Source organism: Catenuloplanes nepalensis (genome assembly GCF_030811575.1).
In the GTDB taxonomy this organism is placed as follows: domain Bacteria; phylum Actinomycetota; class Actinomycetes; order Mycobacteriales; family Micromonosporaceae; genus Catenuloplanes; species Catenuloplanes nepalensis.
In genome coordinates this window covers 554,987-577,756 of record NZ_JAUSRA010000001.1, presented here as the reverse complement: position 1 = coordinate 577,756, position 22,770 = coordinate 554,987, and the positions used below count along the sequence as shown (strand labels likewise).

Genomic DNA, 22,770 nt, shown 5'->3' with positions numbered 1-22,770 from the left:
CGGCGCGGAAGTCAGCGCCGCTCCTCCAGTTGCTTGCACTTCACACACCGGGTCGCGGACGGGAACGCGGCCAGCCGCTCGACGGGAATCGGGTTCCCGCACCGCTCGCACCAGCCGTAGTGTCCCTCGTCCAACCGCTCCAGCGCACGCTCGACCTGGTTGATCCGCTCCAGGAGGTTGTTCGCGAGCGTGATCTCCTGCTCGCGTTCGAACGTCTTGGTGCCGGTGTCCGCCTGGTCGTCGCCCGCCGAGTCCCCCAGCCTCTCGCGCTGAAGGTCGGCGATCTCGATCAGGGTCTGATCGTACTCGTGGCGCAGTTCGTCCCGGCGGCCCGCGAGGGCGGCCCGGATCTTCTCGGTCTCGGCCGCGCTCCGGGCGCCCTTCGCGGGCGCGGTCTTGCGGGCCGGTGTCCTGGTCTCGGCTGCCTTCGCCATGGTCGTCGCTCCCTCGGCCGCGCTGTCCGCGGCGGTCGGCGGTGCTGTGTCTGCCCGCGTCCTGTCGGTCCGTGCCGTCCGGGTGGCGGCCGGCTCGGCCCGGTTCCTGCCGGTGCCCTTCGTCGTGCCCTCGGTGCGCCGCGCGGTCATCCCCGCGGTGGTCTTCGTGGCTTCGGCCGTCGTGGCCCGTACCGCTTTGGTGGCTTTCGCCGTTTCTTCAGCAGATGCTGCGGTGGCGCGCTTTCCGGCCGGCGCGGCCTTGGCGCCGCGCGTGGCCGTCACCCCCTCGGCCGGAACCGTCCCGGCCGCTGCCGCGGTCCCGACCGACGAGGCCTCGGCCGATGCACCCTTGACCCGCGCTCCGGCCGACGCGGCCTTCGCCGGGGCGACCTTCGCCGCGCCCTTCCGCGCGCGGCCCGCCGCCGCCCTGTCAGTCGCCGCTGTCCTGCCGCTCGCCGCCTTGGCAGTCGTCGCCTTGCCGCTCGCCGCCGCCGCCGCTCTGACGGTCGGCGCCGGACCGTCGGCCGGTGCCGCGCCGCTGGTCGACCGGGTTACCGTGGCGGCCGACGGCTTCGGGCTGGCCGCCTTGCGCGCCCCGGACTTCCCGCCGGACGCCGCCTTCACCCCGGTCGCAGTCTTCGCTGTGTTGTTCTTCGACGCCGTCGCGGTGACCGACCTCGCAGCGGCCGACGTCGCCCCGGCCGGCTTCCCCACCGCCGCCCCACGCGCAGGCCCTCGGTTCGGCGAGCTGACCGCGCCCGTCGCGGCGGCTCCACCTGATGTGGCGGCTCCGCCCGGCTTCGCGGCTCCGCCCGGCTTGGCCGTGGCACCGATGCGGGCGCGGTTCCCGGACTTGCCGGCCGTCGCCGACGCCCCCGTCGTCGCCGCGCTCGCGGCCTTGCCGGCCCGTCCCGACACCTTACGGCCAGTGGCCGCCTGGTCGCCAGTAGTAACTTCCTTGGCCATGTCCGCCCGCTTGACCATGGCGCCCCCCACGTGCAAAACGGGCACACGGCGGGCCGCCGTGCACTCCGGAGGTTCGCAAGAATACGGACCGTAAGCGAATCCGACAACAGGGCGCACCGGGATGAGCCGTTTTCACCACATCCGTCCGGGTAATTTATCGCCATCCCGACAAATACCTACTGGGATGCACTAGCCTCTGCTCGGAGCGTCCGGTGCACCCCCGTCCGCGCCGTACTCGTTGAACCAGCGCGCCAACCGGCCGCGCCGGCTCACCGCCCGCAGCCGCCGTTCCGCGACCTCGCGGACCTCCGCGGTCGCCACGACGAGCAGGCTGTCGCCGGACCGCAGCCGGGTGTCCGGCGCCGGGACGAATCCGGAGCCGTCGCGCACCACCAGCGTGACCGACGCGCCGACCGGCAGCCGCAGTTCGTCCACGTGCACGCCGCGCAGCCGCGACCCCGGCGGGATCGCCAGCGTCAGCAGGTCCGCGCCCATCCGGTCCAGCGGCGCGGTCTCCACCGACAGCTCGGTCGGCTCCGCGCCGGCCACCACCCCGAGGCGCCGGGCGAGCGGAGCCAGCGTGGAGCCCTGCACGAGCGTGAAGATGACCACGAGCACGAAGACCACGTCGAAGAGCCGGCCCGCACCGGGTACGGATCCGGAGAGCGGGATAGTGGCCAGCACGATCGGCACCGCGCCGCGCAGCCCGGCCCAGGACAGGAACGTCTGCTCCCGCCAGCCCAGCCGGATCCGCCCCCGCAACGGCCGCAGCAGCGTGTACGGCAGCGCGGACACCAGCACCGACAGCGGACGCGCCAGCAGCACCAGCGCGAGGCCGGCGACCAGCGCCTCGTCGATCGCGCCGGGCAGCCGGTCCGGCGAGGCGAGCAGGCCGAGCAGCACGAACAGGCCGATCTGCGCGGTCCAGGCGAGCCCGTCCGCGAAGCCGAGGATCGCGGCGCGGTGCGGCAGCCGCGCGTTGCCGAGCAGCACCCCGGCGACGTAGACCGCGAGGAAGCCGGACGCGTGCGCCACCGCGCCGGCCGCGTACGCCAGCACGGTCAGCGCCACGGCCGCGATCGGGTAGAGCCCGGCGGACGGCAGCGCCGCGTGCCGGAGCAGCCAGCGGCCGGAGACGCCGACGGCATAGCCGATCGCGGCGCCGGCCACCAGCTCGTACCCGATGATCAGCAGCTCGTACCACCACGGATGGGCGCCGAAGCCGGACGTGGAGAGCAGCACCACGACGATGACCACCGGCGCGTCGTTCATGCCGGACTCGGCCTCCAGCGTGGCGACCAGTCGCGGCGGCAGGCGCAGCCGGCGCAGCGTGGCGAAGACCGCGGCCGCGTCCGTGGACGAGAGCACCGCGCCGTAGAGCAGCGCGAGCTGCCAGTCCAGCCCGAGCAGCAGGTGCACGACCACGCCGACCGTGACGATGCTGACCGCGACGCCGGCCGTGGAGAGCAGCGCGGCCAGGCCGAGCACCGGGCGCAGCGTGCTCACCCGCGCGGTCAGGCCGCCCTCCGCGATGATCACGATGAGCGCGCAGAAGCCGAGCACCCGGGTCAGCTCCGCGTCGTCGAAGCGGATGCCGAGCCCGTCCTCGCCGATCAGGAGCCCGATGCCGAGGTAGATCAGCAGGCTGGGGAAGCCGAAACGGGTGGAGATGCGGACCGCGGCGACCGCGATCAGCACGACGGCGGCGCCGAGCAGCAGCGCCAGGTCTATGTCGCCGCTCACCCGCCGTCCCGCAGCTCGGTCACGGTGGCGGTCAGCGCCTCGGGCGCGTCCTCGACCAGGAAGACCTTGTCGCGGCTGGCCGCGCCGAGCTTGAGCGTGACGGACCCGGGCCGGACGCCGAGCGCGCCCGCGAGGGCCTTGCGCGCGGCCTCGGTGGCACGGCCGTCGAGGGGTGGCGCGTTGACGGCGACGACCAGCGCGGGGCCGTGCGGCCCGTCGTGCCGGCCGCCGACCTGCGCGCGGGATGCGCCGGGCTTGACCCGAACGGGCACGGAAACGTCCATGCCCACCATTGTCCCGAACCCGCCTTCGGGGAAACGGTTACGCGCCTGTGAAGATCAAACTCGGCGGGCGTCGGCGAGCAGCGCGCTGTCCGGCTCGCACAGGCCGCAGGGGGTGAAGCCGAGATCGGCCGCCTCGTTGACCGGCAGCGGCTCGGCCTCCTTGTCCATCAGGTGGACGCAGCCGGCCAGGTGATAGCGCGGCCGGCCGTCCACCACGTAGACGTCGGACGTCATGCGCGCGACACGGGCGGCCTCGGCGGCCGTGACGTCCTGCGGCTCCGGCTCGTCCTCCGGGTCGTCGGCCGGCTCGCGCTGCGGCGGCACCGGCTCGCGGTAGACCGGCTGCTCCGGCTCGGAGGCGCCGAAGCCGGGGTAGGCCTCGTCCCGGAACTCGGTCGAGGTGACGGGCGACGAGGTGCCCTCTCGTCGCTGGCGGCGCCCCTCGTAACCGGCGAACTCCTCGTCGAGGTACTCCTCGGCGGGCGCGCCGTACTCATCGCTCTTCGTGTCGGCCTCGGCCATCACGTCCGCGTTGTCGATCATCTCGGCGCGTGCGGCAGCCGTCTGCCGCATGCCGACCACCAGCGTCACGGCGGCCAGCAGACTGCCCACGATCGAGCCGATCAGGAGCAGGCTCGACGCGCTCATCAGTCCGAGCACCAACAGCGTGATCGCGACGAGGATGAGCAACAGGCTGATGACGATCATGGCTCACCCCCGTCGCGTCGACTAGCGGCCGGACTCGATCGAGGAGCCGCTGCGACCGCCGCCGTACGACGAGGCCAGGCCCGCCGCGGCGAGACCACCGGAGCCACCCACCGCGCGGTTGCCCTCGCTGCGGGTTAGCTCCGCCTCGAGTCCCTGGCCGCGACCGTCGAGGTCACGCAGCTGGGACTCCAGGTAGGCCTTGAGGCGAGTGCGGTACTCCCGCTCGAACTGCTTGAGCTCCTCGATGTGCTTCTGCAGCGCGGACCGCTTCGCGTCCAGGCCGCCCATGGCCTCCTGGTGACGCTGCCGGGCGTCGCGCTCGAGCGCGTCGGCCTTGGCCCGCGCCTCGCGGGTGACCTCCTCCGCCTTGGTGCGGGCGTCGGTCAGCAGTTTGTCGGCCTCGCGGCGCGCGTCGGCGACGTGGTCGTCGGCGGTGCGCTGCGCCATCATCAGCACGCGGAGCGCCTGCTGCTCGCCGTCCGGGTTGGTGCCGGGGCCACCCAGACCACCGGCCGGGCCACCCTGCGCGCGGACCTGGTCGAGCTCGGCCTGCATGGCGCGAGCGGCCTGGTCGGCGGCGGCCTTGTCCCGCTGGACACGGTCGAGCTGCGCCTTGAGGTCGTTGAGCTCGGCGGCCATCCGCGGGTCGGCGCCCGGGCCGGCCGGGGCGACGGGGCGGCCGCCACCGCGCTCGACCTGAGCACGGAGTTCGTTGTTCTCCTCGATCAGACGGGCGAGCTCGCGCTCGACCTCGTCCAGGAAGGCGTCGACCTCCTCCTCGTCATACCCCCGCTTGCCGATGGGGGGTTTTTTGAAGGCGACGTTATGGACGTCGGCCGGGGTCAGCGGCATCGAAACTCCTCGGGTCAGTTGCGGCCGCGTGGCGCGCTGGTCGTCAGGTTCTCAACCCTTTGCACGTTGTTCACCTGATGATCAACGGCCGTACCACGAGTTCCATCAGCACGATCAGGATAACCAGCAGCACAAGGGAGGCCAGGTCGAAGCTCACGGTACCAATTCGCAGTGGTGGGATCACACGCCTCAACGCCTTGAGGGGTGGATCAGTGACGCTCCACACCGACTCCAGTGCCGCGGCCGCGCCCCGGCTCGGCTGCCATCGCCGTCCGTACTGCAGCACCGCACCCAGCACGAACCGTGCCAGCAGTGTCAGGAAGAACACGTACAGCAGCAGGTAGAGGACTTGCAACACGATCGACAGCACGGCTAGCGGAGCCCCTAGAGATTCAGGTAAGACAGCGTCGGGTCAGGTCTGACTGAAAAACCCGCCCTCGGCGATCTTGGCCTTGTCCTCCGCGGTGACCTGAACGTTGGCCGGCGAGAGCAGGAAAACCCGGTTGGTCACTCGCTCGATCGTACCCCGAAGACCGAACGCTAGTCCGGCCGCGAAGTCGACGAGACGGCGAGCGTCACCCTCATCCATCTCGGTGAGATTGATGATCACTGGTACGCCGTCCCGGAAGTGCTCGCCGATCGTCCGCGCCTCCCGGTACGTGGTCGGGTGCAGCGTGGTGATCTGGTAGCGCTGCTCCTCCTCCGCGACCGTGACCCGGCTCGGGGCCGGCAGCGGCGGCGCCAGCGCCAGGCTCTCCTGCGTGGGATAGGTCAGTGCACCGGACGCCGCTCCACCCGTTCGGGTGATCGGGCGCACCGTCGCACTCTGCTGCTGTTCCTGCTCGCGCTCGGCGCGCTCGGCCTCGATGCGCTCCATCTCCTCGCGCACGGAGGAGCGGGACGGCCGCTCGTGCCGCTCCCGGTCGATGCGCGAGGTGCGGTCGCGGACGTCGGACCGGCCGCGGGTGCGGGGCACCGCCGGCGGCTCGTCGATCTCCTCGTCCTCGTCCTCGAAGTCCTCGCTGTACCGCCGGCGGTCGTGGTCACGCCCGCGGTAGCCGGACCGGTAGCCGTCGTCGTCGTACCGCGAGTTCTCGTAGCGGGGGTCGTCGTCCTCCTCGACGAGACCGAGCCAGACACCCGCCCTGCGGAGGGCACTCATGCCGGGCTCCCGTCGACGCCTCGGTCACGGCGCGGCCGGCGCTGAGCCGATGATTCGCTCGCACGCTCGCTCATCGGGTCACCACCGCGCCACGGAGGCGGACAGCGTGACGCACCGCGAGCCCCTTCCGCGTCCGCCGAGCGTGCTCGCCGAACCTCGTACCGTTACGCCCTCTCATGCCTGCCCCCACCTCGCCTCCGCCGTGGCGGCACCGCCCCCTGCCGTGCCGCTGCCCTGCGGTGGAACCCTCGACATCAGTCCCTCCCCGGACCGGCGAGGGACCGGTGATACCCCCGCGGGACCTTCGTGAATCCCCCATCGCGGTTGAATCACACTCATGTAGTTCGGTTCCGCGGTCAGGCTACCGCAGCGGTGCGCGCATGCCGAGCAACGCGCCGCCCACCCTCACGTGTGTCGCGCCGTGCGCGATCGCCGCCTCCAGATCACCGCTCATGCCGGCGGAGATGAGGTCCGCGCCCGGGTGCTCGGCCCGCATGCGCGCGGCGACCTCGGCCAGCCGGGCGAACGCGGCCGCCGGCTCCCAGTCCTGCGGCGCCACCGCCATCACACCGCGCAGCGTCAGCTCCGGGTGCGCCGCGACGGCCTCGGCGACCCGGCCGACGTCCGCGTCCACGGCGCCGCCGCGGTGCGGCTCGCCGTCCAGGTTCACCTGGACCAGCACCTCGATCGGGGCCTCCCGCTGCCGGGCGGCCGCGCCGGCGAGCGCCTCGGCCAGCCGCTCGCTGTCCACCGAGTGCACGACGTCCGCGTACCGCGCGACCGAGCGGGCCTTGTTGCGCTGCAGCTGCCCGATGTAGTGCCAGCGAACCGGCACGGTCACCGCGTCCGCCTTCGGCGCGGCCTCCTGGTCCCGGTTCTCCCCCACGTCCGCGACGCCGAGCGCGGCCAGATGCTCCACGTCCGCGGCCGGGTAGGTCTTGGTCACCGCGATCAGCGTCACGCCGGCCGGGTCCCGCCCGGCAGCCGCGCACGCCGCGCCGATGCGGGCCCGCACCACGGCCAGATTGCCGGCGATCTCGTCCCGCCGTGCGTCGCTCACGTGTTCTTCTCCGTGGGAGAGAACCGGCCCGGGGAAGCCCCGGGCCGGTTCGGTGCTGTCAGGAGCCGTTCTTCAGGAAGTCCGGCACGTCGACGTCGTCGAAGAGCACCTTGCGGCGCTCCTGCGGCGGCGGCGGGAGCGGGTTGGACTGCGCGGACGGCAGCGTCGGGGCCGGCTGCGGCTTGCGCACCGACTCGACCGGCTTGTACGCCGGGGTGCCCCCGTCGAACCCGGCCGCGATCACGGTCACCCGCACCTCGTCGCCGAGCGCGTCGTCGATCACGGCACCGAAGATGATGTTCGCGTCCGGGTGGGCCGCGTCCGTGACCAGCTGCGCCGCATCGTTGATCTCGAACAGGCCCAGGTCGGAGCCGCCGGCGATGGAGAGCAGCACGCCGCGCGCGCCGTCCATGCTCTGCTCCAGCAGCGGGCTGGAGATCGCGGCCTCGGCCGCCTCGACCGCGCGGTTGTCGCCGCGGGCGCTGCCGATGCCCATCAGCGCGCTGCCCGCGCCGGACATGACGCTCTTCACGTCCGCGAAGTCCAGGTTGATCAGGCCCGGCGTGGTGATCAGGTCGGTGATGCCCTGGACACCGGAGAGCAGGACCTGGTCGGCCTGGCGGAACGCGTCCATCATGCTTATTCCGCGATCACCCAGCGCGAGCAGCCGGTCGTTCGGGATCACGATGAGCGTGTCGCACTGGTTGCGCAGCTCGTCGATGCCGGTCTCGGCCTGCACCTGGCGGCGCTTACCCTCGAACGAGAACGGCCGGGTGACCACGCCGATGGTGAGCGCGCCGAGCTTACGGGCGATGTTCGCCACGACTGGCGCGCCGCCGGTGCCGGTGCCACCGCCCTCGCCGCAGGTCACGAAGACCATGTCCGCGCCCTTGAGGACCTCCTCGATCTCGTCGCGGTGATCCTCGGCCGCGTTCTTGCCGACGTCGGGATTCGCACCCGCGCCAAGACCACGAGTCAGCTCGCGGCCCACGTCGAGCTTCACGTCGGCGTCGCTCATCAACAGCGCCTGCGCGTCGGTATTGATCGCGATGAACTCGACACCCTTGAGCCCAACCTCGATCATTCGGTTGACGGCGTTGACGCCACCGCCGCCGATACCGACGACCTTGATAACCGCCAGGTAGTTGTGCGGAGGGTTCATCGGTCTGCCTTCCCTTCCCGAGGTTGACGGGCATCGGCGACAAAGCCTCGGTCAGGCCGTGTCGACTCATGCGCCGGAACGTTGAGATTGAGGCGGAAACCTCACCCTCTACTAGAGGTCGATAGTTATGTCAACCACGCGACCTCTCCGGCAACGTATGCGGACGTGAGGCCTCAACCAAGAACCGACACGGCGTGTCGTGTTTCTGGTCGTGGCTCCGGTCTCCGGCTCTGCGCCCTGGTTCCGACCGCGTGGGGCGTTTGGGGCGAAAGAAGAGCGCATTTGCCCCAAAATGCCTCTGCGGTCGGCGGCGCCGCATCCCGCGTGTGTCGAAAATCGCCCTATCTGAGCGAGACGACCTCGGGCGCGCTGACGTCGATCGTCTTTTCCGCACGGTCCAGCAAGGCCGTGGCCACGGAAGACTTGACCGCGCTCTGCGAGGAGTCGCCCCAGACGATGGTCCGCTCGTCCGCCAGATTGAGCCGGATCCGGGCCGGCGCCTCCACCGTGACGGAGATCAACTTTGCGTGCAGCTCGGTGCTGAGCGCGGCCAGCACCTCAAGTCCGGCGCGCGTGTTGACGTCCTCCGGGCCCGGGTTCGCGACCTCCAGCAGCGGCAGCCCGGCCGGGCGCTTCGGCAGCGTCCGGAACGCCACGCCCTCGTCGTCGACGACCGCGAACTCGTCGCCGCGGGGGACCACGGCCACGCCGGTGCGCTCGATCACCTCGATCAGCAGCGTGCCGGGCCAGCGGCGGGAGACGACCGCGCGGTCCACCGGCGCCAGCGCCTCGACCCGGGCCGCGACCGCGCCGGTGTCCACCCGGGCCAGCGGTGTCAGGTCCGGCACCGCGGCGGCATCGCGCACCTGCGGCGGGTCGAGCAGCACCGCGCCGGTCACCTCGACGTGCCGAACGCCGAGCACGCTGGTGCCGTAGATCATCCAGCCGATCCCGGACGCGACCGCGATGATCGCGACGGCGATCGCCCAGGGCAGCGCCGCGCGGATCCGCCGCTGGCGAGCACGGCGCATGAACCGCCGCACCGACGGCGGAACCGCGTCCCGGTCCGCCCGCACCAGCCGCCAGCGACGCAGGCCACCGCCCTGCTCACTCATGCCCGGCTCCCCCTCCGGCCGCCGGCCCACCGCGCCGCGGATCCGGCCGCGCGCGAACCGCCCGGCGCCGCCGGTCCAACCGCAAGCGAACCACCCGGCGCCACCGATCCGCTCACGCGCGAACCACCCGGCGCCACCAGGCCGCTCAGGCCACTCAGGCCACTCAGGCGCGAACCGCCCGGCGCCGCCGATCGAACCGCAAGCGAACCACCCGGCGCCACCGATCCGCTCACGCGCGACCCACCCGGCGCCACCAGGCCGCTCAGGCCGCTCACGCGCGAACCACCCGGCGCCGCCGGTCCGGTCGTGCGGACATGGCCCCGCGCCGCCGACGTGCTCATTCCGCCGCGGGCTCCGTGGCGCCCAGCGCCGCGATCAGCTCGTCGCCCAGCATCGAGCTCGGCGGTGCGCCCATGGTGACCACCACGTCGCCCGGCCGGGCCCGGCGGACCACCTCGGCCGCCACGCCGTCCCAGTCCGGCACGAAGACCTTGCGGCCGGCCGGCAGGTCGATCGCGGCGGTCAGCGACACGCCGCCCTCGCCCGGCAGCCGCGTCTCGCCCGGCCCGAAGACCTCCATGATCACGGCTTCGTCCGCGATCGACAGCGCCGCGGCCAACTCCGCCTCCAGGTCGCGGGTGCGGTACACCCGGTACGGCTGGAAGACCACGATCAGCCGGCCCTCGCCGGCCACCTCGCGCAGCGTCTCGATCGCGGCCTTGACCGGCACCGGGTGGTACGCGTACTCGTCGTACACCAGAATGCCGTTGATCTCGCCCTTGCGCTCGAACCGGCGCCGCACGCCCGGGAAGGACGCCAGCGCCTCGACCACCTTCTCGATCGGCAGGCCGAGCCGCAGCGCGGTCAGCACCGCGGCCGAGCTGTTCAGGCCGAGCAGCCGGCCGGGCGTGGGAAGGAAGATCTCGCCGAGCGACAGCCCGTCCAGCTCGGCCCGGTAACGCACGCCGGCCGCGGACGAGCGGACGTCGAAGATGCGCAGGTCCGCGTCCTCGGCCTCACCGTACGTATAGACGGTGTGCCCTTCCTCGCGGAGCGTGGCGGCCATCCGGCGGGTGCCCTCGTTGTCCGCGCAGGCGATCACGAACCCGTCGCCGCGCCCGTTCACCGGCGAGTCGGCCAGCCGCGCGAACTCGCCGAACGCGGCCTCCACGCCGGCCAGGTCACCATAGGTGTTCAGGTGGTCCGCGTCGATGTTGGTGATCAGCGCGACGTGCGGCCGGTAGCGCAGGAACGACCGGTCGCTCTCGTCCGCCTCGACCACGAAATACTGCCCGGAGCCGTGGTGCGCGTTCGACCCCACCTCGGAGATCTCGCCGCCGATCACGAACGACGGGTCCTCGCCCGCGTGCTGCAGGATCAGCGTGATCATCGACGTGGTGGTGGTCTTGCCGTGCGTGCCCGCGACCGCGATCGCCTGCCGCCCGGTCATCGTGGCGGCCAGCGCCTCGGACCGGTGCAGCACGCGCAGCCCGCGCTTGCGCGCCTCGACGAGCTCCAGGTGGTCCTGCGGGATCGCGGTGGAGTAGACCACGGTGTCGACGCCGTCGAGGTTCGACTCGGTGTGCGTCATGTGGATGGTGCCGCCCAGCGCGCGCAGCGCCGCGAGGTAGGGCCACTCGCGCAGCTCACTGCCGCTGACCTTGATGCCCCGCGTGAGCAGCAGGCGGGCCAGGCCGCTCATGCCGACGCCGCCGACCCCGATCAGGTGCACCGTCCCCAACTGCTCGGCCGTGAGTGCGCCGTCCGGCGTGTTCATGTCTTGATCAACCCTCTCGCGCGCGGGTCATGGTCGGGAGAGCCCTCATCATCCCCTGCGCTCCGGCCCTCCACGCAGCCGGGTGACCCGGTCCCGGGTCGCGGCGCGGGCCAGCCGCGCGGCCTGTCGTTCCTGGCCGGCCGGCACCCGGGTGGTGGCGCGCCGGGCGACCGGCGCCTCCGGCTCACGGGCCGACGGCGGCAGCGGGGGCAGCGGCGCCCAGAGCAGCCGGACCCAGCGGGCCGGCGGGCGGGCGTTGAGCGCGCGGGCCGCGTCCGGCTCCGCGCGGGCGAACGAGGCGAGCACTCCTATCGCGGCCAGCGTGACCACCAGCGCGGAGCCGCCGTCGGAGATGAACGGCAGCGGCAGGCCGGTGATCGGCAGCAGGCCGACCACACCGCCCACGTTGACGAGCGTCTGGACGACCAGCCAGGTGGTGATGGACGCGGCGGCGAGCCGGCGGAACGGGTCCTGGACCCGGCGGGCGATCCGGTAACCGGTGTAGGCCAGCACGGCGAACAGCGCGAGCACCACGGCGCAGCCGACCACGCCCAGTTCCTCCGCGATGACCGCGAAGATGAAGTCGTTGTGCTCGGACGGCAGCCAGCCCCACTTGAGGCTGCTCTTGCCGAGCCCGGTGCCGAACCAGCCGCCGTCCGCGATCGCGTACCGGGCCTGCATCAGCTGGTAGCAGCCCGCCTGCGCGCACTCCTCCGGCGAGGCGAGGAACGAGGTGATCCGGTCCAGCCGGTAGTTGGGCGCGCCCGCCTCGCCGGAGCCGGCGCCCTGCGACGCGGCCGCGATCAGCAGGCCGATGCCGCCCAGCCCGACCAGGGACAGCGCGGCGAAGACGCGCAGCCGCACGCCGGCCGTCCAGAGCAGGCCGATCACGATGCCGAGCAGCGGCATCATCGTGCCGGTGTCGTTGTAGCCGACCAGCACGAAGAGCAGGCCGACCGCGGGGCCGAGCGGCATGGACAGCTCGCGCCACCAGCCCATCGCCGCGCCCTTCCGGGCGATCATGTCGGCGCCCCACAGGACCAGGCCGAACTTGGCCAGCTCGGACGGCTGGAACTGGACCGGTCCGATGTAGAGCCAGAGCAGGTCCGCGTAGACCGGGCCGATCTGCGGCTCCGGGAGCACGCCGAATCCGTCCAGCACCACCAGCAGGTCCAGCACCGCGAGCAGGATCAACGAGACCACCATCACCGGGAATCCCACCTGGCGCAGGGTGCTGGCCGGCAGCCGCTGCACGGCCCAGAACGCGGCCAGGCCGATCAGCGCGAACAGCGCCTGCTTGCTGATCATCGCGAACGCGTTGCCGTTCTCCGCGTAGGCCCGCACGCTGGTCGCGGAGAAGACCATGGTCAGGCCGATCACCAGCAGCAGCCCGGAACTGGCCAGCAGCAGGTAGTAGGAGGCCAGCGGCCGGGCCAGCAGCCCGCGCAGCGCGGCCAGCCCACCGCCGAGATCCACGCTCGCCCGCGCTTCCGCCGTCTTCGCCTCGCCGCCGCCCTCCGCCATGGCCCCATCATGTGCGCCGGACACGCCGGGAACACGCTGCGCGCCGGGCGTGTCGACGAGCGAAAAGCTCACATTCGCCAAAACCATCAGGGGGTACGGCCGGGAAGTGCGCTTCCCCGGCCGTACCCCCTGATGGGTTTTCGCCGTTCTTACGAGGTGGCCGCGAGGAACTCGCTGTAGAAGATGCCCAGGCCGATGGCGACGCCGATGCCCGCGACGATCCAGAAGCGGACGACGATGTTGACCTCGGACCAGCCCGCCAGCTCGAAGTGGTGCTGGAGTGGTGACATCCGGAACACACGTTTTCCGGTGGTCTTGAACGAGATGATCTGGATGACGACCGACATGGTGATGATCAGGAACAGGCCGCCCAGGATCAGCACCAGCAGCATGGTCCGGCTCGCCATCGCCAGGCCGCCGATCAGCCCGCCGAGCCCGAGCGCGCCGGTGTCACCCATGAAGATCCGGGCCGGGGAGGTGTTCCACCACAGGAATCCCACACAGGCCCCGGCGGCGGCTCCCGCGATCATCGAGATCTCCAGCGGATCACGCACCGAGTAGCAGTACTCCATGGTGTAGTTCGGGTCCGCGCACCAGTGCCGGTACTGCCAGAAGCCGATGATGGAGTACGCGCCGAGCACCATCACGGACGCGCCGGTGGCCAGGCCGTCGAGGCCGTCCGTCAGGTTCACCGCGTTCGACATCGACATGATCACGAAGATGAATATGATCACCGAGCCGGCCTTGCCGACCTGCGCCCACTCGATGTCCCGGATGAACGAGATCGTCTCACTGCCGACCGTCTCGTCGCTGATCCGCTGACCCTCCAGGCCGACCATCGTGCTCGGGAAGTAGAGCGCGATGACGCCGAAGATGCCGCCGACCAGCATCTGGCCGATCAGCTTGCCGCGGGCGGAGAGGCCGCCGCTGTTGCGCTTGCGGACCTTGATGAAGTCGTCCAGGAAGCCGACCGCGCCGCAGAAGACGAACAGGCCGAGCAGCACCAGCGCGGTGATCGTCGGCCGGTCCTGCGCGATCTGCTGCGACGGCAGCGTGGTCAGCACGGCGTGCCCGGCCACGTAGGCGATCACGGTGGCGATGATGAAGATCACGCCGCCCATGGTCGGCGTGCCTTTTTTGCCCATGTGCGTCTGCGGGCCGATGGTCCGGATCGGCTGCCCGGCCTTCAGCGCCGTGAAGACCCGGATGCCGACCGGCGTGAGGAAGAGCGAGACGAGGAACGCGACGCCGATCGCGATGATGACTGCCCTCATGCGTCGGCGTCCCCCGCGGTCAGCGGCACGCCGTCAGCCTCGGCCGCGCGCAGCGCTGTTCCCCTCGTCAACGGCACGCCGTCAGCCTCGGCCGCGCGCAATGCGTCTGCCACCTTCCACGTCCGGTAGCGGGACGCCTTGACGAGCACCACGTCGCCGGGACGGAGATCGTCCCGCAGCGTCGCGATGGCCGCCGACTGGTCGGCTAGGAGCACCGACTCTCCCTTCCACATCTGTTCGGATCGGGCGCCGTCAGCGATCGGCGCGGCTTCGGGGTCGACGACGAGCAGCCGGTCCACGCCCAGCTCGGCCGCGAGCCGGCCGACCTCGGCGTGCGCGTCGCGGGAGTGCTCGCCGAGCTCCCGCATCTGGCCGAGCACCGCGATCGCCCGGCGGCGGCCGTCGCCGGCCAGCGTGGCCAGCGCGCGCAGCGCCGCCGCGGTCGAGGACGGGTTCGCGTTGTACGAGTCGTCGATCACGGTCACGCCGTCCGCGCGATCGAAGACGTCCATCCGGCGGGTGGAGACCGTGCGCATGCCGCCGAGCGCCTCGGCCAGCGCCGCGCCGGTCAGGCCCAGCTCGCGCGCGACCGCGGCGGCGGCCAGCGAGTTGGACACCATGTGCCGGCCGGTCAGGCCGAGCGCGACCGGGAACCGGCCGTCCGGTGTGCACAGTGTGAACGACGGCCGGCCGCGCGCGTCCAGCGTCACGTCCTCGGCCCGCACGTCCGCCTCGGCGCTCTCGCCGAAGAACACCACGCGGGCCTTCGTCCGGGACGCCATCGCGGCCACCCGCTCGTCGTCCGCGTTCAGCACCGCCACGCCGCCGGCCGGCAGGTCCTCAACCATCTCGCCCTTGGCCTGTGCGATGCCGTCCACCGACTCGTATCCGCCGAGGTGCGACATGCTGACGTTGAGCACCACGCCGATCCGCGGCTGCACGATCTCGTTGAGGTACCGGATGTGACCGAGCCCGCTCGCGCCCATCTCCAGCACCAGGAACCGCGTCTCCCCGGTGGCCCGCAGCGCGGTCACCGGGAAGCCCAGCTCGTTGTTGAGCGAGCCGGCCGTGGCCACGGTCGGCCCGAGCGACGCGGCCAGCTGCGCCACCATGTCCTTGGTGGTGGTCTTCCCGGACGAGCCGGTCAGTCCCACCACGGTCAGGCCGGCCTCGATCAGCCGGCGGCCGACCAGGCGGGCCAGCGGGCCGAGCGCGTCCTGCGCGTCGTCCACCAGGATCGCCGGCACGTCCGGGCCCATGTCCCGGGTCGCGAGCACCGCGGCCGCGCCGGCCGCCACCGCGCGCGCGCCGTAGTCGTGGCCGTCCACGTGCTCGCCGGGGAACGCCACGAACAGTCCACCCGCCACGATCTCGCGGGAGTCGTACTCGGCCGGGCCGGTCACCTGCGCGGCCGGGTCGGCGTGCACGAGCCGCCCGTCCACCGCCTCGGCGATCTCGGCCAGGGTGAGCGGGATCATGCGACCGCCACCTTCCGCAGCGCGTCGGCCAGCTCGACCCGATCGTCGAACGGCACCACCTCGCCGTCCACCTCCTGACCACGTTCGTGTCCCTTGCCGAGCACCGCCACCACGTCGCCCGGGACGGCCCGGCGGACCGCCTCGTCGATCGCGGCGCGCCGCCCGGCCACCTCGATGATCTCCACACCGCCGGCTCCCGCCGCGACCGCCCCGTTCAGGACGTCCGCGCGGATCACCGCCGGGTCCTCGCTGCGTGGATTGTCGTCCGTCACCACCACCAGGTCCGCGCCGCGGGCCGCGGCCGCACCCATCAGCGGCCGCTTGCCCCGGTCCCGGTCGCCACCGGCACCGAGCACGCAGATCAGCCGGCCACCCTGTTCCTCGCTCAGCTCGCGCAGCGCGTCCAGCGCCGCCACGATCGCGTCCGTCTTGTGCGCGTAGTCGACCACGCCCACGATGCCGCCCGGCACGTCCACCCGCTCCAGCCGGCCTGGCACGCCGGTGCAGGACGCGATGCCGGCCGCCGCCGCCTTCACGTCCACCCCGGCCGCGGCCAGCGACGCGATCGCGAGCAGCGCGTTCGCCACGTTGTGCCGGCCGGGCAGCGACACCCTCGCCTCGACCGGGCCGCCCGGACCGGCCGCGGTGAAGGACTGCCGGTAGCCGTCCGCGCGCACGCGCTCGGCACGCCAGGTGGCGGCCGGGTCGCCGGCCGCGGAGAACGTCACGGTGGCATCGTGCCGCAGCGGTGCCAGCGCCGGGTCGTCGTGGTTGAGCACGTCGACCGCGCAGCGCCCGTCGAACAGCCGCGCCTTGGCCGCGAAGTAGTCCGACGCGGTGTCGTGGAAGTCCAGGTGGTCGCGGCCGAAGTTGGTCCAGCCGCCGGCCGCGAACCGCACGCCGCCGACCCGGCCCAGCGCCAGCGCGTGGCTGGACACCTCCATCACCACCGCGGTCACGCCGCGCTCGCGCGCGACGGCCAGTATCGCGTGCAGGTCGGTCGCCTCCGGCGTGGTCCGGGTGCTCGGCACGGTCAGGTCGCCGAGCCGCGTCTCCACCGTCCCGAACAGCGCGGTGGTGTGCCCGGCGGCCCGCAGCCCGGCGTCGATCAGATATGACGTGGAGGTCTTCCCGGCGGTCCCGGTCACGCCGATGACCAGCATCGCGGCGGACGGGTGACCGTAGACCGCGGAGGCCAGCGTGCCGAGCACCGCGCGCGGGTCGTCGACCACCAGCGCGGGCAGCCCGGCCGCGGCCACGGCGGCGGCACCGGCCGGGTCGGTCAGCGCGGCGGCCGCACCCGCGGCGGCCGCGCGGGCGGCGAACTCGGCGCCGTGCCGGGCCGCGCCGGGCAGCGCCGCGAAGAGGTCACCCGGGCGCAGCGCTGAGCTGTCGTGGGTGATCCCGGTGAGGATCGGATCGGGCGTGGCACCGGACCGCCGCACCTCGGTCCGCAGCACCGCGGCCAGCGAGGACAGCGTTCGTCCGGCCGGCACGACGGGCCGCGGCGGCGAGGTCGGCGGGGACGTTTTGCCGGGCACGGCGTCAGACCCTACCCGGTCCGCGGGACCCGTCGACATCGGCCACAAGATTCACTAAAGCCATAACAGCGCGCACACCAGTCATAACTGAAGTGCGGCCAAACGGTGTCCGCACGGATGAGGATGACGTCGTCTCCGGCCGGGAGCGGGCGGCCGGGTCAGGGAAACACCGTGAAGTCCGGCGCCTCCGTACTACTCGGCGGCACCTTGAAGTGACGCAGCGCGAAGCCCATGATCCCCTTGAACGCCGGACCGGCCACCGCACCACCGCCGCCCTTCGGCGTGTGCGCGAAGACCGCCACCACGAACCGCGGGTTCTCCGCCGGTGCCATGCCGATGAACGAGGCCACCTCGCCGGGCAGGTAGGCACCCTCGGCCAGCCGGCTGGACGTGCCGGTCTTGCCGGCCACCCGGTAACCGTTCACCTGCGCGTCCTTGCCACTGCCGTCCGGGATCACCATCACGGACTCCAGCAGCGTCCGCAGCTGCTGCGCACTCCGCGCGCTGATCACCCGGTGCGACGCCACGCCGGTATTCGCCGTGACCGCGCCGTCCGGCCCGATCGTGTCCTTGATCAGGTGCGGCTGCACGTAGACGCCGTCGTTCGCGATCGCGCCGTACGCGGCCGCCATCTGCAGCAGCGTGGCGTCGACGCTGTGGCCGATCGGGACCGAGCCGTAGCCGGACCCGCTCCACTCGCTCGCCTCCAGCACCTTGCCGGACGCCTCACCGGCCACGCCCTCGTTCACCGACTGCCCGAGCCCGAACCGCTTCTGGTACTCGACCACCTTCTCCGGGCCGAGCTGGTCCGCGACCTGGATCGCGGCCACGTTCGACGAGTACGCCAGCGCGCCCGCCATGGTGATCTTCGTACCCTCGGGGTGCGGGTGGGTGTCCCTGAACGTCACGCCGCCCTTCCGGATCGTCGGCCCCACCTGGAGGATCGTCTCCGGCGTGATCACGCCCTCCTCCAGCGCGGCGCCGTAGATCAGCGCCTTGTGCACCGAGCCGGGGTCGACCACCACCGCGGACGCCACGTCCTGCCGGTCCTCCGGGTCCGCCTCGGCGAACTCCACCGGGTCGTACGTCGGGTAGCTGACCTGCGCATACACCTCGCCGGTGCGCGCGTCCAGCACGACGGCCGCGCCGATGCTGGCGTCCACCTTCGCCATCTGCTCGCCGATGATGCGCTGCGCCTCGTACTGCATGTCCCGGTCGATGGTCAGCGTCAGCGAGCTGCCGTCCTTGGCCGGGGTCTCCTGCGAGTAGCCGCCCGGGATCTCCTTGGCCAGGTCCGTGCCGTCGACCTCCTTGCCGACCTCGAACCGGCGCTCGCCGTTGACGCCGCGCAGCAGCTCGTCGTACCGCGCCTCGATGCCCTCCAGGCCGTTCATGTCGCCGCCGGTGAAGCCGATCAGGTTCGCGGCCAGGTCCCGGCCCGGCCACTCACGCTTCTCGTCCCGGCCGATCACGATCTCCGGCAGCTCCAGCGCCTCGACCTTCTTCGCGTCACCGGTGCTCACCGCGCGGGCCAGCCATTCGAAGCGGGACGGGCGGCCGTCCGGCCGGAGCCGCTTCTGCATGCCGTCCAGCAGCTCGGACTTGGACAGGCCGAGGATCGGCGCGAGCAGCGACGCGGTCCGGTTCGCGTCCTTGACCACCTCCGGGTCGACCGCGATGTACCTCGCCTCCACGCTGTGCGCCAGTATCGCGCCGTTCTGGTCGTAGATCGCGCCACGGGCCGCGGGCAGCGTCACCACCTTCAGCCGGTCGTTCAGGCCCTGCCGTGCCCACTCCGGCGTGTCACCGAACTGCAGCACCACCAGCCGCACGCCGACCGTGGCCAGCATGACCATGGCCAGCAGCGACGCCACCCGCAGCCGCCGGCCCGGATCGCCCAGCTTCGGCGGCCGGCGCGGGTGCCGCGGCTTGCGGATCGGCGCCGGCCGGTTCCGCGCGGCGGCGTTCCGGGCCGTGGTCGCGTTCCGGGGCGTGGCCGCGTTCCGGGGCGTGGCCGTCTTCCGGCGCGGGGCGGGCACGGTGTCCCGCGCGTCGTCCCAGTCCCGGTCCCGGGCGGCGGTTCCGCGCCCCCGAGGCGTCGCGCCGCGATCCCGGCGCCGTTCGTCCTGGCGGCCGCCGTCGAGCACCCGCAGCGCGGGCCGGTCACCCTTCGCCCGGCCGGATCCGGATTCCGTGGGGGTACGGCGTGCGCGCGGCTCCTCGACCGGCCGCTGCGGACGCGGCATGCCCTCACGGACCGTGCGCCCGCGCGGCGAGTAGGCCCGCGCCTCGGACATCTTGCTGTGCGCACGCGACGAAGGGGACGACGGCTCTCCGTCGTCCCCCGTGTCACGCGCCTGACGCCGGTCCCGCGCGCCGCCGCGGCCGGAGTCGCGGTCGTCCCGCGCACCCCGGCCGCGGCGGGCGGGAGGCTGATCCCGTGGCGGCACTGCCTGTTACCGTCCGCTCTCCTGGCTGGTGATCGCGGGCTCGCCGCCGGCCGGCTTCGGCACGCCGATGATCTTGCCGTTCGGCAGCTCGATGAAGGCCGGCTCCTCCGCCTGGACCAGACCCAGCTTCTTCGCGTGGGCGATCAGGTAGTTCGGGGACTCGTACTCCTCGATCTGCTTCTCCAGCTCCTGCTGCTGCACGTCCAGCGCGGCCTGCTGCTTCTGCAGCTCGTCGAGCCGGAACGCGTTCTGGTTCGTCTGGGTGTTGATCAGCAGGATGCCGACCACGCCCGCCACCACCGTGACCAGGATCCCGGCGATGAACGGCGCGCGCGGCACCGCCACCGGCCGTGGCGGCGTGACGCGCAGCCGGGGCGCCGGCGGCTCCTCGTGCACCGGCTCGGCCGGCTCCACCAGGACGTGGATCTCCTCGGGCTGCAGCGCGGCGCTGCCCTCGGTATCGAACCGGCGGCCCCGCGCCGCCGACAGGTCGACCGGCTCGGAGGACGACACCGCGCGCGTGCCGCGGCGGGCCGGCGCACCGGCCGGGTCGCGTGGCGCCTGAGCCCGCGCGGCCTGACCCCGCGTGCCGGACGTGCGCGAACCGGAGGTGCGGGAGCCACCCGCGTTCCGGCCCGCGGCCCGGTCGGCCCGCAGTTCACTCGTGGCCCGCTCGTCCCGCGCCGGGCGCTCGTCCCGATCGGCCCGCAGGTCGCCCGCCGCCCGCTTGTCCCGCGACGGGCGCTCGGCCCGCGGGTCGCCCGTGGCCCGCTCGTCCCGCGGGGAACGCTCCGCCCGCAGGTCGCGTGCCACCCGCTCGTCTCGCGACGGGCGCTCGGCCCGCAGGTCGCGTGCGGCCCGGTCGTCCCGGGCCGGGCGCTCCGCGCGCTCGTCGCGGGTCCGGCGTGCCGGACGGTCGATCGTGGACGGTGCGGCCGCCTCCGCCGCGGCCTCCCGCTCGCGCCGCTCGATGCGCTCCAGCGAGCTCAGACGCTCGATGCGCTGCGAACCCCCCTGGTCCGCAACGTCTCGATCCGGCGTGGACGGTGCGGCGGCCCCCCGGCCGCGTGCCCCGTTGAGGCGCTCCGCGCGTCGCCCGGCCCCGATGCCGCGCACGATCGCCTCCTGGCCGCCGGATCGCGGCGCGCCCTCCGCCGGTGCCCACTGCGCCGCGGTCCGGCCCCCCGACCGCGGTGCGCGCTGCACCGTCTCGCGGCCGGTGCCGAGGTCGCCCCGGTCGCGCTTGTTGACGTTCATGTCCCTCCCCCTTTCGTCTTCGTCCCGTCGTTCCCCTTCGACGGCGGGGCCCTGCCCGGTCCCCGCCGCCTCCGCCGTCCTACTCGGACGACTCCGGCGCCCCCGCGCCGGGCCGGCGTGACTTCCTGGACCGAACGCGTCCGGTCCCGGCGTCCCCACCGGCGATGCGTTCCGCGGCGCGCAGCTTGACCGAGGCGGCCCGCGGGTTCTCCGCGACCTCCTCCTCGGTGGGCGGCTCCGCACCTCGGGTGATCAGTCGCAGCGTGGGCCCGGTGCCGGGCAGTTCGACCGGGAGGTCGATCGGTCCGGTGCTCCGGGCTCGCGCCGCTAGTGCCTGCTTGACGATGCGGTCCTCGAGCGACTGGTAGGACATGACGACGACGCGCCCGCCCGGTGCCAGCGCGTCGAGAGCCGCCGGTAACGCCGCTTCGAGGGCGGCGAGTTCGCCATTTACCTCGATACGCAGTGCTTGAAACGTTCTTTTGGCGGGATTTCCGCCGGTTCGTCGGGCTGGTGCCGGAATGGAGTCCCGGACCAGCTCGGCGAGCCGGGCCGTGGACGTGATCCGGGAGCGCCCCCGCTCCCGGACGATCGCGGAGACGATGCGGGTGGCGAACTTCTCCTCGCCGTAGACCCGCAGCACCCGCACCAGCGCGCCCGGTTCGTAGTCGTTGACGACGTCCTCGGCGGTGACGCCACGGCTCTGGTCCATCCGCATGTCGAGCCGGGCGTCCTGGGCGTAGGCGAACCCGCGATCGGGCGCGTCGAGCTGCAACGAGGAGACGCCGAGGTCGAACAGAGCACCGTCGATCTGCTCGTGACCGAGCCGCTCGAGCACGTCGGGCAGCTCACTGGAGACCGCGTGCACCAGGTGAGTGCGATCGGCGAACCGGTCCAGCCGGCGGCGCGAGTGCTCCAGCGCCTCCGTGTCCCGGTCCAGGCCGATCAGCGTCAGCCGCGGGTTCGCGGTCAGGATCGCCTCGGCGTGCCCGCCGAGACCAAGGGTGGTGTCCACATAGACCGGCGCGTCGCCGGTCAGCGCGGGGGCGAGCAGTGACAGGCACCGCTCCAGCATCACGGGCACGTGCGTGCCCCGTGCCTGCCACTCGCGACCCTCGGCCACGAGCTCCGGCTCGGGCACCCCCATGTCGACCCCCAATTACCTGGTGACGATTCGTTTCACGCAATGCCCGCCAGCAGTGCGACGAAGACCGTACCGCCAGATCCCCATCCGCCCTCTTGGCGTCACCACCGTCGCGCCTGACACCGGGGAAGGGGTGCCAGGAGCGTCGGGCGGCTGGAGATCTCGCAGTACGGGTTTGACCGTCGACTACAGCCCGCCGGGCAGCACCCCCTCCCCGATGTCGGCGAAGTCGTCCTCGCTCTCCGCGAGATAGGTCTCCCAGGCGGCCTTGTCCCAGATCTCCACCCGGGTGCTGGCGCCGATCACGACGAGCTCGCGGTCGAGCTGTGCGTATTCCCTCAGCAGCACCGGGATGGTGACCCGGCCCTGCCGGTCGGGCACCTCGTCGTGTGCGCTGGCGAAGAAGACCCGGCTGTAGGCCCGCGCCGCCTTGTGCGTCATCGGTGCGGCCCGCAGCTCCTCCGAGATGCGCTGGAACTCGGGCATCGGGAAGACGTAGAGGCAGCGCTCCTGCCCTTTGGTGATCACGACACCTCCCGCCAGCTCGTCCCTGAACTTGGCCGGGAGGATCAGCCGGCCCTTGTCGTCCAGGCGCGGGGTATGAGTGCCGAGGAACATCTCCGGCGCACCCCCTCGCCCTTGCCGGCGGCATTCGCGGTGCCGCTGATCACTCGGGCCGGCGGGCTCTCCACGACCCCGCCATGTGGCCCCACTTTACTCCACTTCCCTCCACCCGCAACCGGAAACGGCGGCTAGTCAAGGGGTGCGGGAGTGCAAAACAGCACGTCACGGAGGGTTGCCTCGGGTGGAGGGCTTCGGCCGCTCCGACCCGTCCGCTT

Annotated in this window: 19 protein-coding genes and 1 pseudogene; 1 reads left to right on the top strand and 19 read right to left on the bottom strand. The window is 72.6% G+C overall.

Annotated elements, in window-relative coordinates:
• Positions 1–11: 11 nt before the first annotated feature.
• Entirely contained in the window at positions 12–434 is a 423-nt protein-coding gene (locus tag J2S43_RS02475; protein ID WP_306826909.1) for a TraR/DksA family transcriptional regulator, read from the bottom strand.
• Between J2S43_RS02475 and J2S43_RS02470 the strand changes: the two genes are divergently transcribed.
• Positions 433–1,494: a hypothetical protein gene (locus J2S43_RS02470; protein ID WP_306826908.1), complete on the top strand. Its 1,062-nt coding sequence runs from the start codon at positions 433–435 to the stop codon at positions 1,492–1,494. The genes J2S43_RS02475 and J2S43_RS02470 overlap by 2 nt on opposite strands.
• A gap of 95 nt (positions 1,495–1,589) precedes the next feature.
• Here the strand turns inward: J2S43_RS02470 and J2S43_RS02465 are convergent, their stop codons facing one another.
• The 18 genes and pseudogenes from J2S43_RS02465 to mraZ form a co-directional block, all read right to left on the bottom strand.
• Positions 1,590–3,143 carry a potassium/proton antiporter gene (locus J2S43_RS02465; RefSeq protein ID WP_306826907.1) on the bottom strand — a complete coding sequence of 518 codons (1,554 nt, stop codon included), beginning with the start codon at positions 3,141–3,143 and terminating at the stop codon, positions 1,590–1,592.
• A complete protein-coding gene (locus J2S43_RS02460; RefSeq protein WP_370881585.1) occupies positions 3,140–3,436 on the bottom strand; it encodes a DUF167 domain-containing protein in 297 nt (98 codons plus the stop codon). The genes J2S43_RS02465 and J2S43_RS02460 overlap by 4 nt, the downstream gene beginning before the upstream one ends.
• 45 nt (positions 3,437–3,481) lie before the next feature.
• Complete coding sequence (locus tag J2S43_RS02455) at positions 3,482–4,135, bottom strand: hypothetical protein (RefSeq protein WP_306826904.1); 654 nt, start codon at positions 4,133–4,135, stop codon at positions 3,482–3,484.
• Between the two features lie 21 nt (positions 4,136–4,156).
• The gene (locus J2S43_RS02450; RefSeq protein ID WP_306826903.1) at positions 4,157–4,987 is read right to left on the bottom strand and encodes a DivIVA domain-containing protein; all 831 of its coding nucleotides are present in this window, start codon (positions 4,985–4,987) and stop codon (positions 4,157–4,159) included.
• A gap of 70 nt (positions 4,988–5,057) precedes the next feature.
• Positions 5,058–5,357, bottom strand: a complete 300-nt coding sequence (locus J2S43_RS02445; protein WP_306826902.1) for a YggT family protein — start codon at positions 5,355–5,357, stop codon at positions 5,058–5,060.
• Between the two features lie 42 nt (positions 5,358–5,399).
• Positions 5,400–6,149 carry a cell division protein SepF gene (locus tag J2S43_RS02440; RefSeq protein WP_306826901.1) on the bottom strand — a complete coding sequence of 250 codons (750 nt, stop codon included), beginning with the start codon at positions 6,147–6,149 and terminating at the stop codon, positions 5,400–5,402.
• Positions 6,150–6,510: 361 nt separating this feature from the next.
• Entirely contained in the window at positions 6,511–7,209 is a 699-nt protein-coding gene (locus J2S43_RS02435; protein ID WP_306826900.1) for a YggS family pyridoxal phosphate-dependent enzyme, read from the bottom strand.
• A 58-nt stretch (positions 7,210–7,267) separates the two neighbouring features.
• The gene (ftsZ, locus tag J2S43_RS02430) at positions 7,268–8,371 is read right to left on the bottom strand and encodes a cell division protein FtsZ (RefSeq protein WP_306826899.1); all 1,104 of its coding nucleotides are present in this window, start codon (positions 8,369–8,371) and stop codon (positions 7,268–7,270) included.
• 341 nt (positions 8,372–8,712) lie between these two features.
• On the bottom strand, positions 8,713–9,528 hold the full coding sequence (locus J2S43_RS02425; RefSeq protein WP_370881738.1) for a cell division protein FtsQ/DivIB: 816 nt from the start codon (positions 9,526–9,528) through the stop codon (positions 8,713–8,715).
• Between the two features lie 295 nt (positions 9,529–9,823).
• Positions 9,824–11,263, bottom strand: coding sequence for a UDP-N-acetylmuramate--L-alanine ligase (gene murC / locus J2S43_RS02420; RefSeq protein WP_306826897.1), 1,440 nt, complete (start codon positions 11,261–11,263; stop codon positions 9,824–9,826).
• A gap of 48 nt (positions 11,264–11,311) precedes the next feature.
• Positions 11,312–12,787 carry an FtsW/RodA/SpoVE family cell cycle protein gene (locus J2S43_RS02415; RefSeq protein WP_306839155.1) on the bottom strand — a complete coding sequence of 492 codons (1,476 nt, stop codon included), beginning with the start codon at positions 12,785–12,787 and terminating at the stop codon, positions 11,312–11,314.
• A gap of 149 nt (positions 12,788–12,936) precedes the next feature.
• Positions 12,937–14,061 carry a phospho-N-acetylmuramoyl-pentapeptide-transferase gene (gene mraY, locus J2S43_RS02410; protein WP_306826896.1) on the bottom strand — a complete coding sequence of 375 codons (1,125 nt, stop codon included), beginning with the start codon at positions 14,059–14,061 and terminating at the stop codon, positions 12,937–12,939.
• Complete coding sequence (locus tag J2S43_RS02405) at positions 14,058–15,539, bottom strand: UDP-N-acetylmuramoyl-tripeptide--D-alanyl-D-alanine ligase (RefSeq protein WP_306826895.1); 1,482 nt, start codon at positions 15,537–15,539, stop codon at positions 14,058–14,060. The genes mraY and J2S43_RS02405 overlap by 4 nt, the downstream gene beginning before the upstream one ends.
• A complete protein-coding gene (locus J2S43_RS02400) occupies positions 15,536–17,119 on the bottom strand; it encodes a UDP-N-acetylmuramoyl-L-alanyl-D-glutamate--2,6-diaminopimelate ligase (RefSeq protein WP_306826894.1) in 1,584 nt (527 codons plus the stop codon). Before J2S43_RS02400 ends, J2S43_RS02405 begins: the two co-directional genes overlap by 4 nt.
• Positions 17,120–17,238: 119 nt before the next feature.
• Positions 17,239–19,530 (bottom strand): peptidoglycan D,D-transpeptidase FtsI family protein, encoded by a 2,292-nt coding sequence (locus J2S43_RS02395; protein WP_370881584.1) that lies wholly within the window; start codon positions 19,528–19,530, stop codon positions 17,239–17,241.
• A 6-nt stretch (positions 19,531–19,536) separates the two neighbouring features.
• Positions 19,537–20,787, bottom strand: a complete 1,251-nt coding sequence (gene ftsL / locus J2S43_RS02390; protein WP_306826892.1) for a cell division protein FtsL — start codon at positions 20,785–20,787, stop codon at positions 19,537–19,539.
• Positions 20,788–20,805: 18 nt separating this feature from the next.
• A pseudogene (gene rsmH, locus J2S43_RS02385) lies at positions 20,806–21,934 on the bottom strand (16S rRNA (cytosine(1402)-N(4))-methyltransferase RsmH); the annotation flags it as partial.
• A gap of 183 nt (positions 21,935–22,117) precedes the next feature.
• Positions 22,118–22,549, bottom strand: a complete 432-nt coding sequence (gene mraZ / locus J2S43_RS02380; RefSeq protein ID WP_306826890.1) for a division/cell wall cluster transcriptional repressor MraZ — start codon at positions 22,547–22,549, stop codon at positions 22,118–22,120.
• Between the last annotated feature and the right edge of the window lie 221 nt (positions 22,550–22,770).

What these genes read in the sequence shown, in the direction of transcription:
- J2S43_RS02470 (WP_306826908.1), top strand. Translation starts at nt 433, where the DNA reads ATGGTCGTCGCTCCCTCGGCCGCGCTGTCCGCGGCGGTCGGCGGTGCT.
- J2S43_RS02475 (WP_306826909.1), bottom strand. Translation starts at nt 434, where the DNA reads ATGGCGAAGGCAGCCGAGACCAGGACACCGGCCCGCAAGACCGCGCCC.
- J2S43_RS02460 (WP_370881585.1), bottom strand. Translation starts at nt 3,436, where the DNA reads ATGGTGGGCATGGACGTTTCCGTGCCCGTTCGGGTCAAGCCCGGCGCA.
- J2S43_RS02455 (WP_306826904.1), bottom strand. Translation starts at nt 4,135, where the DNA reads ATGATCGTCATCAGCCTGTTGCTCATCCTCGTCGCGATCACGCTGTTG.
- J2S43_RS02450 (WP_306826903.1), bottom strand. Translation starts at nt 4,987, where the DNA reads ATGCCGCTGACCCCGGCCGACGTCCATAACGTCGCCTTCAAAAAACCC.
- J2S43_RS02440 (WP_306826901.1), bottom strand. Translation starts at nt 6,149, where the DNA reads ATGAGTGCCCTCCGCAGGGCGGGTGTCTGGCTCGGTCTCGTCGAGGAG.
- ftsZ (WP_306826899.1), bottom strand. Translation starts at nt 8,371, where the DNA reads ATGAACCCTCCGCACAACTACCTGGCGGTTATCAAGGTCGTCGGTATC.
- murC (WP_306826897.1), bottom strand. Translation starts at nt 11,263, where the DNA reads ATGAACACGCCGGACGGCGCACTCACGGCCGAGCAGTTGGGGACGGTG.
- J2S43_RS02415 (WP_306839155.1), bottom strand. Translation starts at nt 12,787, where the DNA reads ATGGCGGAGGGCGGCGGCGAGGCGAAGACGGCGGAAGCGCGGGCGAGC.
- mraY (WP_306826896.1), bottom strand. Translation starts at nt 14,061, where the DNA reads ATGAGGGCAGTCATCATCGCGATCGGCGTCGCGTTCCTCGTCTCGCTC.
- J2S43_RS02405 (WP_306826895.1), bottom strand. Translation starts at nt 15,539, where the DNA reads ATGATCCCGCTCACCCTGGCCGAGATCGCCGAGGCGGTGGACGGGCGG.
- J2S43_RS02400 (WP_306826894.1), bottom strand. Translation starts at nt 17,119, where the DNA reads ATGTCGACGGGTCCCGCGGACCGGGTAGGGTCTGACGCCGTGCCCGGC.
- ftsL (WP_306826892.1), bottom strand. Translation starts at nt 20,787, where the DNA reads ATGAACGTCAACAAGCGCGACCGGGGCGACCTCGGCACCGGCCGCGAG.
- mraZ (WP_306826890.1), bottom strand. Translation starts at nt 22,549, where the DNA reads ATGTTCCTCGGCACTCATACCCCGCGCCTGGACGACAAGGGCCGGCTG.